This window comes from Streptococcus sp. SGI.013, assembly GCF_050315295.1.
Lineage (GTDB): Bacteria > Bacillota > Bacilli > Lactobacillales > Streptococcaceae > Streptococcus > Streptococcus porcorum.
Window position 1 is genome coordinate 32,422 of the sequence record NZ_JBNPOS010000001.1, and the last position, 12,848, is coordinate 45,269.

The following is a 12,848-nucleotide window of genomic DNA, read 5'->3' on the forward strand; positions in this document are numbered from 1 at the left end:
TTAGATGCTAGAGAAACTGTTTACACCACAGCCTTCTTTTCCTCCGCAACTGACCTTTTTGCATCAAGTAGGACTACTGATGATACTCGCTTTAGGCTTGCTTACCTCTTTTTACTGCTATCAGAGTAGGGTTTTTCGTAGCTGTTTGTGGTTACTGCAGCTGGTTCAGGTTATCAGTCTATATATGTGGTATTTGCTGATGGATATGCCTTTGTCTGAAAGTTTACCTTTTTATCATTGCCGCCTTGCAATATTGGTTATGCTTTTTTCAAAACAAAGTTCGATGAAAACCTACTTTGCTTATCTAGGTTTATTTGGGGCTAGCGTCGCTTTACTTCATCCTATCTTTGATCCTTACCCTTTTCCCCATATCACGAGTTTGAGTTATGTGATGGGCCATCTAGCATTGGCTATAAATTGTAGTAACTATTTGCTACTGGAAAAAGTAGAGAGCCATCTGACACTTTCTCAGGTGATCAGATGGTCCTTGCTGATGAATGCCCTCATCTTACTGGCTTGTTTAGTAACAGGTGGAAACTATGGCTTTATGCTGAAAACACCTTTGATTAATAGTCACTACCTACCATTAAATGTTGTATTGGTAACGGCGGTGGTTATTGGGGCTATAGTACTACTTCAGGCTCTTGTGACTGGCTTTACCATCTTTTTAAAAGCAAAAGAAGAGCTTGAAGCCTAGCGGTTTTTTGGTTATAATAAAAGAGTTGCACAGGCAGCTCTTTTTGTCTGTCTAGAGAATGTTTAGCATTGATGATTACAAAAAAATAAAAGGAAGAAACATGTCGATTCAAGAAGAAATTAAGAAACGTCGTACCTTTGCCATCATCTCTCACCCAGATGCTGGTAAAACGACTATTACAGAACAATTGCTTTACTTTGGTGGTGAGATTCGTGAGGCTGGTACGGTTAAAGGGAAAAAAACTGGGAACTTTGCCAAGTCTGACTGGATGGATATCGAGAAGCAACGTGGTATCTCGGTAACCTCATCTGTCATGCAGTTTGATTATGCAGGTAAGCGTGTCAATATCCTAGATACACCAGGACACGAGGATTTCTCAGAAGATACCTACCGTACCTTGATGGCCGTGGATGCTGCGGTGATGGTAATTGACTCAGCCAAGGGGATTGAGGCACAGACGAAAAAACTGTTTGAAGTTGTCAAGCATCGCAATATTCCAGTCTTTACTTTTATCAATAAGTTGGACCGTGATGGGCGTGAGCCTTTGGATTTATTAGAGGAGTTAGAGGAAGTCCTAGGTATCGCTTCTTACCCAATGAACTGGCCAATCGGTATGGGAAAAGCTTTTGAAGGGCTTTATGATTTACATAATCAGCGTTTAGAGCTTTACAAAGGTGATGAACGTTTTGCCAGTTTTGAGGAAGGGGCTAATCTCTTTAGTAATAACCCGTTTTATGAGCAAGTATTAGAGGATGTTGAGTTATTAGAAGAGGCTGGAAATGAATTTTCCAAAGAGGCCATCCTTGAAGGGGATTTAACACCTGTTTTCTTTGGATCTGCCCTGACAAACTTTGGTGTTCAAACCTTCCTTGATACTTTCTTAGAATTTGCACCAGAGCCACACGGTCATAAAACCACTGAAGGTGAAATGATTGATCCACTTAATAAGGATTTTTCAGGATTTGTCTTTAAAATTCAAGCTAATATGGATCCTCGTCACCGCGACCGTATTGCCTTTGTGCGCGTGGTTTCAGGTGAGTTTGAACGTGGCATGTCGGTTAATTTACCACGTACAGGAAAATCTGCTAAACTATCTAATGTCACCCAGTTTATGGCTGAATCTCGTGAGAATGTTGAAAATGCTGTGGCAGGAGATATTATTGGGGTTTATGATACTGGGACTTATCAGGTCGGTGATACTATGACGGTTGGAAAAAATAAGTTTGAGTTCGAACCTCTGCCAACCTTTACCCCAGAAATTTTCATGAAAGTTTCTGCTAAAAATGTTATGAAACAAAAATCCTTCCACAAAGGAATCGAACAACTGGTACAAGAAGGAGCCATTCAGCTTTACAAAAACTATCAAACAGGTGAGTATATGCTAGGCGCTGTTGGGCAACTTCAGTTTGAAGTCTTTAAACACCGCATGGAAGGGGAGTACAATGCTGAAGTGGTCATGACACCTATGGGTAAAAAGACGGTTCGTTGGATTAAACCAGAAGACCTAGATGAGCGTATGTCCTCTAGCCGTAATATCTTAGCTAAAGACCGCTTTGACCAACCCGTTTTCCTCTTTGAAAACGACTTTGCCCTCCGCTGGTTTGCGGACAAATATCCAGACGTGGAATTGGAAGAGAAGATGTGAGAGTAGTGCAGAAATCGGTAGTTTGCTTTGCAAACTCGATTTCGTCGCACTACCTCCGCAAGGGTCTCCCAAGAATCCAAACGAAGTGAAGGATGATTGGCCGAGACCTACTGCGTCTCTGTACAGAAATCAGTAATCAACAAAGCTGATGTGATGTCGTCATCTTTCCCTTGCAAGATCGTCCAGTAATGTGTTGATGCCTGTCGCGTCGAGGTCCAGTGTACCTTTTCTAGTTGGAAATGGGAACTGATGAGAGTCAGTTTCCAATGATTCAGTTTTGAAAATCAGGTTAAAAGCGTTGTGAAGTTACTTTGATGGACTTTAGCCTTATTTTTAGAGTTAAAAAAATTTCTGTTATTATCTGAAAAGCAAGCCTTTCCTAAAGGTTTTTGCTTTTTTTATGGGAAGATTTTAAGTACAATAGTATTAAATGAGTAAAGGAGAACTGTTATGGGTTTATTTTCAGGTTTAATGGGAAATGCTTCTCAAAAAGATAATGACAAAGTAGAAAGAGATTTGGCTGACGTGCTGCTAGAAAATGAGCAGGTTGAGATGGCTTTTGCTTTAGTCCGTGACTTAATTGTGTTTACAGAATATCGCTTAATTTTAGTGGATAAACAAGGAATGACAGGAAAGAAAGTCTCTTATAAATCAATTCCCTATGGATCGATTTCACGTTTTACAGTTGAAACCTCAGGGCATTTTGATTTGGATGCAGAATTAAAGATTTGGATTTCCTCAGCTGCAGAACCAGCAGAAATCTTGCAGTTCAAGAGTGATAATAGTGTGATTCAGATTCAAAAAGCACTAGCTGCAGCTGTTTTGAAATAAAAATGATGTCGTTTCTTTATTTTTGTGATAAAGAGAGAAAACGTTATCTTCTAGTAATGAAGAATAATTCGTGCAATATCCTATTTGGTGTGTTATACTAGGTAAGTTGTTTAACAAAATTTAGGTTTGATAAGGCAGCCTCGCACTGCCTTTTTAGAAAGAAGAAAAACACATTGAAATTTACAGAACTTAATTTATCTGATGCTATTTTAGCTGCAATTGAAAAAGCAGGCTTTGAGACTCCATCACCAATCCAAGAGCAGACTATTCCACTGGCTCTTGAAGGAAAAGATGTGATTGGTCAAGCACAGACAGGAACAGGTAAAACTGCAGCATTTGGCTTACCGACCTTAAATAAAATTGATGTTGAGAATCCCGCTATTCAAGCTTTAGTCATTGCTCCAACTCGTGAGCTGGCAGTTCAGAGTCAGGAAGAACTTTTCCGTTTTGGACGTGAAAAAGGGGTTAAAGTACGTTCCGTTTATGGTGGATCAAGTATTGAAAAACAAATCAAAGCCTTAAAATCTGGAGCTCACATCGTTGTGGGAACACCAGGGCGTTTGCTTGATTTGATTAAGCGTAAGGCTTTGAAACTAAATGGTATTGAAACCCTAATCTTAGATGAAGCTGATGAAATGCTTAATATGGGCTTTTTAGAGGATATCGAAAGTATTATTAGCCGTGTTCCAGAGAGCCGTCAAACCCTTCTTTTCTCAGCGACAATGCCAGATGCCATTAAACGCATCGGTGTTCAGTTCATGAAAAATCCTGAGCATGTTAAGATTGCGGCTAAAGAGTTGACAACGGATCTTGTTGATCAATACTATATCCGTATCAAAGAAAATGAAAAGTTTGATACCATGACACGTTTAATGGATGTGGATCAACCCGAATTATCAATTGTTTTTGGACGTACAAAACGTCGTGTTGATGAGTTAACACGTGGATTGAAACTACGAGGCTATCGTGCAGAAGGTATTCATGGTGATCTTGATCAAGGGAAGCGCCTACGTGTTCTTCGTGATTTTAAAAACGACAATCTTGATATTTTAGTAGCAACAGATGTTGCTGCACGTGGGCTAGATATTTCAGGTGTGACGCATGTTTATAACTATGATATTCCACAAGATCCTGAAAGCTATGTTCACCGTATTGGACGTACAGGTCGTGCAGGAAAATCTGGTTTATCCATCACTTTTGTCTCACCAAATGAGATGGGCTACCTAAAAATCATTGAAGATCTGACAAAAAAACGTATGAAAGGGATGAAACCTGCAACAGCAGAAGAAGCCTTTAAAGCATCAAAACGCGTTGCTCTTAAAAAGATTGAACGTGATTTTGCTGATGAAAAAGTACGAGCTAACTTTGATAAGTTCAAAGGTGATGCCATTAAATTAGCTCAAGAGTTTACACCAGAAGAGTTAGCACAGTATATCTTGACCTTAACTGTTCAGGATCCTGAAATGATGCCAAAAGTTGAAATTGCAAATGAAAAGCCATTACCATTTAAATATGTAGGTGGTAAAGGTGGCGGTAGAGGCCGTTCAGATCGTCGTAGTAACGATCGCAATCGTGGTGGTCGTAATCGCTCAGATCGTAATGGTGAGCGCCGTGAGTTTAAACGTACATCAAATAAAAACCGTAAAGATTTTTATAACAAGGACAACAAAAAACCACACCGTACCTCAAGTGAAAAGAAAAATGGCTTTGTTATCCGCAACAAAGGTGATAAATAATTCAATGGAAACCTAAAAAAGCTGAACAGATGTTCGGCTTTTTTAGTGAGCAAATGATTTGCTATCTGGTTTGAAAGTGATACACTATAGTCACTAATTCGTATGAAAAGGAGAAAAAATGGCAAAAGTCTTATTTGTAAAAGGTCATCCTTTAGAAAAAGAACAATCCTATTCCTTAAAAGCATTTGAAGTCTTTAAAGATAGTTATCAATCGCTTTATCCAGATGATGAGATCATTGAAATTGATGTTTATGATGGTACGATTCCATCACTTGACAAGGAATTGCTAGAGGCCATGTCTTTAGCTAAAAAAGGTGGGGAGTTGACGAGTTCACAAGCAGATAAGCTAGATCGCTTTAATCATTCAACAGAAACCTTTTTATCTAGTGATAAAGTTGTTATTGCTAACCCTTTATGGAATCTGCAGATTCCGAGTCATCTCTTATCTTGGATTAATACCATTACGGTGGCTGGAAAAACCTTTAAATACACTCCAAAGGGAGTTGTAGGGCTTGCAACCGATAAAAAACTTCTCCATATTCAAGCTAATGGTGGTCTTTATAATGGTCAAGACCCTGCTAGTCAATATATCAAATCCATTTTTAACTTTTGGTTGTTTCAACCAACATATCGCCATAGCCGAGTGTCGTAGAAGTAACAAAGCTATACCATAGACTATCTCCATAAGTTGTAAAATCTGGCTCTACCCAAAGTAAAATACCAGAAGCTACAAAAAGGTAGAGAATGAAAGAACTGATAAAGGTAGTGAAACCTGTGACGGTTAAAATATGCCAAAGAATTTTATAACGTTTCATGCGGATCTCCTTTTTGATGAGTAGAGGTAAATTGTTTGGATAGGATAAATAGGAATGTGATAAGGATACTAATTGGCCATAGATTAATTGGGAAAAAGAGTGAGATAAAAATTGCAGCTAGCCATTCTTTTTCAAGAAGTGAGATAGCTAAACTAAGAGCAACAACTAAGATGATAAAGAGGGCATCATGGTTCGGAAAATATTGAGCAATAGCAAATCCGTGCATGATAGCAGCAAAGCTAATGGGAAAAATATCACCTCCTGTCCACCCAGTCCAAACACAGATATCTAAAAAAATCAGTTTTAAAATGGACAAAAAAATCAAGCTGATAAAAGGTGTGGTCATCCCCAATTCAACTAAGTCGTGCATAGAGTGTTGACCTGAAAATAAAAGAGAGGGGGCAAAAGAGGCGGTGATGAAAATACTGATTGCTCCGATACTAAGTTTTGTCACTAATGACAGCTGGAGCTTTTCTATTTGTTTTTTCATCTTGCTTCTGACCAATTGGTAAATGGCTCCAAAACCATAAGCATAAGTAAGAAGTGGGATAAGTAGAAGGAGTTCAGAAAGTCCCCACTGAGAAGTTCCTAATTTGGTGATAAATGAAGGTTGATCGGTAGCCTTCATTAAGAGAGAAAGCACGATTAAACCATTTAAGCTGAATAGCCCAATTAACAGTTTACGCTGCTTTTCACTAAGAAGTGTAGCACTTTCTTGATAGTTTGTCAGATATTGGTAGGGATGAAAGAGCATGGCAAGCTTTTGAGTGAGTTTAGCTGTCTTAAAGTTATCAGGGTGTTGACTAAGATAGCGCATCTTATCTGCTTGCCAGATGGAATAGGCAATAACAGCACCAAGTAAAGGTGCTTCAGGTCCTACTCCGGCTCCCAGAGACAGAATGATAAGTGCTAGTAAAAGGCTTTTCCAAGTGTGGTGATAGTCGACAGTTTGTTTTTCTTTTAGCTCATGTATGAGATCATGGCTGGTTTTAGGAAGGTTACCCCACTTCTTTTTGAGGAGTAAGAGTAAGAGGAAACCTAAAAATAATAAGAGAAAATGGTAGAGACCGCTACTTTTTAGATGATGCGGCAGACTATGCCATAAAAAGTGAGAACTTGCCTTTTCTAATATCAAAAATAAAAAGGCAATTAGGGCAATCCCTGTGCTTAATAACATACCGTAGAGAATCAGCCCGTATTTTGATTTAGTGGTCATGAGGTTGTCTTTCTATATAGTCTAACTTTTCTTTTCTAGATTTTTTTTTAAAAGCAGCTTCAGCTTTCATGGCTGAACTTTTATCGGGAAATCTTTCTGAGTAAAGCAGTTTTACGGGGCGACGATGGCGCGTATATTTTGCCCCTTTTCCACTGTTATGGGTTTTTATGCGTCGCTCAAGATCAGTGGTATATCCCGTGTAAAGAGTATGATCAGAACACTCCACAACATACATGTAAGCACTAGCTTTTTCCAAAATAAATCTCCGAAATCTCTTTTGTGTAGCTGCCATCTTCATTGTGAACAAATAATGGGGGGAGGATTTTTAATCCCTCTAATGAGCCATCTTTGATCGCTTCAATTAAGAGCATGTTGGCTTCTTTACCGACTTTAGGGTAAACAAATTGAATCCGTTTCGGTGCTAATTTATAAGTCTTTAAAGTATCAATAATTTCAAGAAAACGATCAGGTCGGTGAACCATAGCTAAACGCCCATTAGTTTTTAAAGCTTGTTGACTAACACGACAGATTTCATCAAGATTAGTTGTGATTTCATGTCGGGCGAGTAGGTAGTGTTCACTAAGATTTTTAATAGAGGTCTCGCTAGCTTTGAAATAAGGTGGATTACAGAGAATCAAATCAATCTGAGAACGTGGAACATGGTCAAGAAGGTTTTTCAAATCATCATTGATAATAGTGACTTGTTCTTCTAGATGGTTGAGAGAAATAGAGCGTCTAGCCATGTCAGCTAAACGTTCTTGCAACTCAACGAGAGTGATATGGGCCTTGGTTTGACTAGAGGCAAATAAGCCTACAGCACCATTACCACTACAAAGATCAACAATTTTTCCTTTGCTGGGTAGTTTTGGAAAACGTGAGAGAAGCACACTATCGACAGAATAGCTGAATACTTCTTTATTTTGAATAATTTTGACATCAGTAGAAAAGAGCTGGTCAACCCGCTCTTTTTTTTGTAATAGATTAGTTGGCATTAAGACAGTACTCCGAATTTATAACCTTGATCCCTGTAGTATTTGATGATATGAGGAAGAGCTTCAACTGTTAATTCTTTATCATAAGCATCGTGCATGAGAACCACTCGCACATCACTTTCTGGAAAATGACTATAGGATAAGGTGTGATAATCTAGCATCTCTTGGAGATTGTTTGGTCGAATATTGGCTGCTTCAGCATCACCTACACTAGCATTCCAATCAATCCACTCAAAACCATTTTGAGCAAGAACAGCATTGCTTTCTTCTATGCCTTGCCATGACATTGCTCCACCTGGGTAACGCCAAACTTTTGAATTAAAGTCAGCTCCCAAGATATTTTTCAAGTATTGTTGCTCTTCTTGAGCTTCTGATAGGATTTGCGTGACATTTGGTACTCCTCCAGGATAAAGAAGGCCCATGTCATGTGAAACACTATGAAGACCGATAGCATGTCCTTCTGCAATTTGCCTTTGGAAAACGTCTGCAAATTCATCATAAACAGTTCTACCAATGACAAAAAAGGTTGCAGGGACTTGCTGATCTTTTAGGATATCTAAAATACGCGGTGTGATGTTATGGTTGGCACCATCATCTATGGTGATAAAGACCAATTTTTCTCCTGTGTATTCTTTTTCCCCTCTCATATAAGCTCTGATCTCAGCAGTATCATAAGCGTAGCTAGAGGCGGCGTTATTATGGTTTGTACCAGTAGCGAGAGCAGTGGGTTCTAAGACAACTTCTTCTTTTGGTTTAACTTTTTTTTCATATTTGATAAAAGGAAAAATGGCATTAAGTTTTTCATAGTCTATACTTCTTGTCCCTAGAACATAGAGAAGTGACAGAATGGTAATCAAACTGGCAAGTCCAATCATACCATTGATAGCAGGCAATTCCTTTTTCTTTGTTGATGACTGATGAGACAAAATTAAGCTCCTAAAAAATTTCTTTTATTACTATAATACACACAAAACCTATCCTTGTCTACTAACTCTATCAAAATTTTAAAAATTTTAGTATAATAGGAGAAATAATGTGAAGAAGGAGATAAGCAGATGTTTTATGCTTACTTACGTGGTTTAGTGGTATCATTATTGTGGATTGTTAACGGTAATGTTCACTATCATCATACGCATAACATTTTAGATGAAGAAGAAAATTATATTTTAGTCGCTCCACATAGAACGTGGTGGGATCCTGTTTATATGGCTTATGCGGCGAGACCTAAACAGTTTATTTTCATGGCTAAAAAGGAATTGTTTGCTAATCGTGTTTTTGGTTGGTGGATTAGGATGTGCGGTGCTTTTCCGATTGATCGAGAAAATCCAAGCCAACAAGCCATTAAACATCCTATCAACGTCTTGAAAAAAGGGAACCGTTCTTTAGTCATGTTTCCAAGTGGTAGCAGACACTCTACAGATGTTAAAGGTGGGGTAGCTGTGATTGCTAAGATGGCTAAGGTTAAGATTTTACCTTGTGTGTATGTAGGTCCAAGAAGTTTAAAAGGGCTTTTAGCACGCGAGCGTGTTGATATGAACTTTGGAGAAGCTATTGATATATCAGATATTAAGCGTATGAATGATGAAGGGATTGAAGAGGTTGCAAGACGTGTTCAAAGGTCCTTTGATGCCCTTGATCAAGAAGCGCAAGCTTATCAAGATGGTAAAAAGCCAAATGTTTTATGGTTTTTCATTCGTATTCCAGCAGCCGTGATTGCTCTTGTTGTGGTAGTGTTCACCTTAGTGTTTAGCTATTTGGCAAGTTTTGTTTGGGATCCTGAAAAACACATCAAATTATAGAGCCAAGATAGAACTCTGTCACTTTCTCATTTTAAAGTAACAGTCTGAAAAGCGCCATTGGTGCTTTTTATTTATTAAGGCTCTTAACAACGGATGTTTTAGATGTTCGAAGAGTATTAGATAAATTCCTGTTCTTCCAACCATGCTCGAATAACAGAAAGGGTTTTACCTTGAAATTTTCCAGTTGGGTACATATGATCAGCCCCTGTTAGTGAGACTAGAACAGAATTTTTGTAATTATGTGCTGTTTTTCTGGCGATGGCAGAAACAGTCATTTTGTCCTCGCTTCCCGTGATGACTAGAACTGGTCCTGTAATCTTACTGAAATCCACGTAGCCTGCTCTGCTTTTATCTAGGAATGGAAAGGCCATTTGTGTTTAAACCTTGCCTGAGTCAGGGACGAGGTTTTGATAGAGCTTTTCTTTTATACTAGGATCCTGCGCATTGAGGCAGTAAGAAAAGAAGGCTTTTTTATAAGGTGGAATAGGTTTTTTCCAAAATCCCCAGCGAAGAAAATGGGGTAAGAAACTGGCAAGCATGGTTGGATAAAGAGCGAAGATATCGGCAGTTGGGGCAGGGCCCATGAGAATCATGCCAGCAACAGGGGTCCGTTCCGCAACCATTTGGGCTAAGAGGCATCCAAGTGAGTGCCCCAGAAGTAACGGTGGCTCTTCTAGACTTTCGACCAAGGATACCAAGTCATCCGCGTAGTCTGTCAAACTAACGTCACCGACTTTTTTGATCCCTTCTTCATATGGTAAATCGTGATAGCGTAAACTAGGGGTATGGATCTGTAAGCCAGTTTTTTCTAACTGACTAGCAAAGTCTCCCCAGAATGTGCCATCACACCAGGTACCGTGTATTAAAACGATGCTTTTCATAGGTTTACTCCTCACTTTTTCTTAATTATAGCATGAGAAATCGAATTGTGAACAAATTTCAACCGATCTATCATATTTGTCATATTATTTTAAGTTCTATGAAAGAAATTTCTAATAGTATAGACGGAATAGAAAAAAGAAAGGAAAAATCGATTTGAAATTTCAAATACATTCTCAATTAAGTAAAGTGGGCATACTTGCAATGTTTACGGGAGGCTTATTATGGCTTGGAGTAATGACTGTTCATGCAGAGGATACAGCCGTAAGTGATACTCCGACAGTCTCAGCCTTAGCTCAGAAAGTAACAGCTGAGAAAAGGGAGTCAGAGCAGGCTGCGGCGGAGAAAGCAGCTGCCGAAGCTGCAGCACAAGCAGCATTAGCTACGAATATGGTTTCAGAGGTGACAGTTGAATATACATCCAATACTTACCCAGCAGGTCAATGTATATGGGGAGCAAAAGAAATGGCTCCATGGGTTAAGAACTATTGGGGAAATGCCGGAGATTGGGCAGCCAGTGCAGCTTCATTAGGCTATGAAGTTGGAACAATAACAAAAGTTGGCGTAATTGCAGTATGGACAGATGAAAATGGTGGCTACGGGCATGTTGACTATGTGACAGATGTGGCTACCGACGGTCAAATTCAAGTCATGGAATCAAACTATGCTGGCTCCTATTATCTAAGTAACGTTCGTGGATATTTTGAACCAACAACAACCAGTGAGGAAACGGTAAGTTATATTTACTCCCCTGCTGGAGTATAGTTGTTATTGATAGGATTGTATGATGATTAAATTCTTCGAAAATCAACAAAATCCCAGGTGAGTGAAAATTTAAGTGTAGTTTTTTAGCATGTTACCATAAAATTAGAAAGTGAAAGAGTTCTATCTATATCAAGAAGACATGACTGGGATTAAGCTCAACGTTAGTTCTCAAGAGATATATCGACATCATTTTTTAAAAAAAGTAAGAAGGTCTAATAAATAGGCCTTTTTATAAATTAAAAAACAGATTCGCGGATCATTCAGAAAATTCTTGTAAAATAATGTGATGAAAGGGCTTTACTTTTTAGTAGTAAATAATATATAATAACACCAAAAAAACGTTTGCATATTTTGGCTAGAAAATAAGAGAGGAGATATATGACGACGTTGGCAGATGTGGCGAAAAGAGCCAATGTTTCAAAGATGACAGTTTCCAGGGTTCTGAATCATCCAGAACTAGTAACGGAAGAGTTAAAACAATTGGTCTTGTTAGCAATGAAAGAGTTAGATTACCAACCGAATATTGTGGCAAAAGCCCTTGCACAACAACGAACTCTGACAGTTCAAGTCATTATCCTAGAAGAAATGGAGACTGTCGAGCCTTATTATGCTGAGTTGATAGCAGGAATTTCACTCGGCCTGAGCGAAAAAAACTATACAATGCAGATTGTGACGGATCGGAATCAAGTGACGGAACAATGTGACGGCTACATTGTCACAGGTGCGCGTATAGAAGATTATGGCTGGCTGCGAAGGTTGATGAAACCCGTAGTCTTATTTGGCGAAAATATGGTGGGACTTCCGTTTGTAGATACACACAATAAGGAAGCAACCTACCAAGCAAGTCGCTTTGCCTTTGAGAAAGGCTATGAACAGGTCGTATTTGTTGGTATAGATTTGCCAGATGCCTTTGCACAATCTAGGGAAGCTGGGTATGTTGAGGCAATGGAGGAATCGGGATATCCCCCAAAAATTTATCGTCTAGAAAACAGGTCTAGGGTAGCAGAAGACTTTATAAGACAATTGGACTTGTTATCGCCCAATACTTGTTTTATATGTGCTTCTGATCGCATAGCGCTTGGTATTGAGCGGGGGTTATTGTTTTCATCAAAGAGAATCTCAGAAGATTATGGGATTATTGGGTTTGATGGAATATTTATTGACCGTGTTTCTCGTCCTCAATTAACCACTATGCGGCAACCGTTCCGAAAAATGGGGAGAATCACTGTTAAGCAGTTAATGACTTTGGTGGAGGGCTGTGAATTAAAGGAACAAAAGCGGTATTGCCAAGCTAGCTTGGTAGTGAGAGAAAGTACTAGAGCATAAAATGAATGATGCTACATGACAAATAGAGGGGTTGTAAAATCCAGTGTAGATGGGTAGGATGACTGGATAAAAAACGAGGACAATCCCTTTTTTGATTAGGAAAGCTGTTACCGGTAACATTTAAGAAAACGTTTGCAAAAGAAAATC

14 protein-coding genes and 1 pseudogene are annotated in these 12,848 nt (G+C 38.9%); 8 read left to right on the forward strand and 7 right to left on the reverse strand.

Translation table 11 applies throughout. The features are described 5' to 3' along the window. The first annotated feature begins 4 nt into the window (after positions 1-4). From ACQRDX_RS00160 to ACQRDX_RS00180, 5 genes are all read left to right on the forward strand, one after another. Positions 5-697 (forward strand): TIGR02206 family membrane protein, encoded by a 693-nt coding sequence (locus tag ACQRDX_RS00160; protein ID WP_354367399.1) that lies wholly within the window; start codon positions 5-7, stop codon positions 695-697. A 100-nt stretch (positions 698-797) separates the two neighbouring features. Continuing rightward, on the forward strand, positions 798-2,342 hold the full coding sequence (locus ACQRDX_RS00165) for a peptide chain release factor 3 (RefSeq protein ID WP_427893504.1): 1,545 nt from the start codon (positions 798-800) through the stop codon (positions 2,340-2,342). 450 nt (positions 2,343-2,792) lie between these two features. Continuing rightward, entirely contained in the window at positions 2,793-3,173 is a 381-nt protein-coding gene (locus ACQRDX_RS00170) for a PH domain-containing protein (RefSeq protein WP_427893506.1), read from the forward strand. Positions 3,174-3,346: 173 nt separating this feature from the next. Beyond that, positions 3,347-4,909 (forward strand): DEAD/DEAH box helicase, encoded by a 1,563-nt coding sequence (locus tag ACQRDX_RS00175; protein WP_427893508.1) that lies wholly within the window; start codon positions 3,347-3,349, stop codon positions 4,907-4,909. Positions 4,910-5,027: 118 nt separating this feature from the next. Beyond that, positions 5,028-5,561, forward strand: a complete 534-nt coding sequence (locus ACQRDX_RS00180) for an NAD(P)H-dependent oxidoreductase (protein ID WP_427893510.1) — start codon at positions 5,028-5,030, stop codon at positions 5,559-5,561. Here the strand turns inward: ACQRDX_RS00180 and ACQRDX_RS00185 are convergent. The 5 genes and pseudogenes from ACQRDX_RS00185 to ACQRDX_RS00205 form a co-directional block, all read right to left on the reverse strand. Beyond that, positions 5,524-5,724, reverse strand: a pseudogene (locus ACQRDX_RS00185) (ion channel); the annotation flags it as partial. The gene ACQRDX_RS00180 and the pseudogene ACQRDX_RS00185 sit on opposite strands and share 38 nt — an antisense overlap. Beyond that, positions 5,711-6,940 carry a chloride channel protein gene (locus ACQRDX_RS00190; protein ID WP_427893512.1) on the reverse strand — a complete coding sequence of 410 codons (1,230 nt, stop codon included), beginning with the start codon at positions 6,938-6,940 and terminating at the stop codon, positions 5,711-5,713. The gene ACQRDX_RS00190 and the pseudogene ACQRDX_RS00185, both read right to left, overlap by 14 nt. Continuing rightward, positions 6,930-7,196, reverse strand: coding sequence for a GIY-YIG nuclease family protein (locus tag ACQRDX_RS00195; protein WP_427893514.1), 267 nt, complete (start codon positions 7,194-7,196; stop codon positions 6,930-6,932). The genes ACQRDX_RS00190 and ACQRDX_RS00195 overlap by 11 nt, the downstream gene beginning before the upstream one ends. Further along, positions 7,183-7,932, reverse strand: a complete 750-nt coding sequence (locus tag ACQRDX_RS00200; RefSeq protein WP_427893516.1) for a tRNA1(Val) (adenine(37)-N6)-methyltransferase — start codon at positions 7,930-7,932, stop codon at positions 7,183-7,185. Before ACQRDX_RS00200 ends, ACQRDX_RS00195 begins: the two co-directional genes overlap by 14 nt. Next, the gene (locus ACQRDX_RS00205) at positions 7,932-8,858 is read right to left on the reverse strand and encodes a polysaccharide deacetylase family protein (protein WP_427893518.1); all 927 of its coding nucleotides are present in this window, start codon (positions 8,856-8,858) and stop codon (positions 7,932-7,934) included. The genes ACQRDX_RS00200 and ACQRDX_RS00205 overlap by 1 nt, the downstream gene beginning before the upstream one ends. 129 nt (positions 8,859-8,987) lie before the next feature. On the opposite strand from ACQRDX_RS00205, the gene ACQRDX_RS00210 reads away from it, so the two are divergent. Beyond that, entirely contained in the window at positions 8,988-9,731 is a 744-nt protein-coding gene (locus tag ACQRDX_RS00210) for a lysophospholipid acyltransferase family protein (RefSeq protein WP_427893520.1), read from the forward strand. A 116-nt stretch (positions 9,732-9,847) separates the two neighbouring features. On the opposite strand, the gene ACQRDX_RS00215 is transcribed toward ACQRDX_RS00210, so the two are convergent. Together ACQRDX_RS00215 and ACQRDX_RS00220 are read right to left on the reverse strand one after the other, a co-directional pair. Next, positions 9,848-10,063 (reverse strand): alpha/beta fold hydrolase, encoded by a 216-nt coding sequence (locus tag ACQRDX_RS00215; protein ID WP_427893522.1) that lies wholly within the window; start codon positions 10,061-10,063, stop codon positions 9,848-9,850. A 45-nt stretch (positions 10,064-10,108) separates the two neighbouring features. Further along, the gene (locus tag ACQRDX_RS00220; protein ID WP_427893524.1) at positions 10,109-10,612 is read right to left on the reverse strand and encodes an alpha/beta fold hydrolase; all 504 of its coding nucleotides are present in this window, start codon (positions 10,610-10,612) and stop codon (positions 10,109-10,111) included. A 202-nt stretch (positions 10,613-10,814) separates the two neighbouring features. On the opposite strand from ACQRDX_RS00220, the gene ACQRDX_RS00225 reads away from it, so the two are divergent. Together ACQRDX_RS00225 and ACQRDX_RS00230 are read left to right on the forward strand one after the other, a co-directional pair. Further along, positions 10,815-11,375, forward strand: coding sequence for a CHAP domain-containing protein (locus tag ACQRDX_RS00225; RefSeq protein ID WP_427893622.1), 561 nt, complete (start codon positions 10,815-10,817; stop codon positions 11,373-11,375). 378 nt (positions 11,376-11,753) lie between these two features. Then, positions 11,754-12,701, forward strand: a complete 948-nt coding sequence (locus ACQRDX_RS00230; RefSeq protein WP_427893526.1) for a LacI family DNA-binding transcriptional regulator — start codon at positions 11,754-11,756, stop codon at positions 12,699-12,701. Positions 12,702-12,848 lie beyond the last annotated feature (147 nt).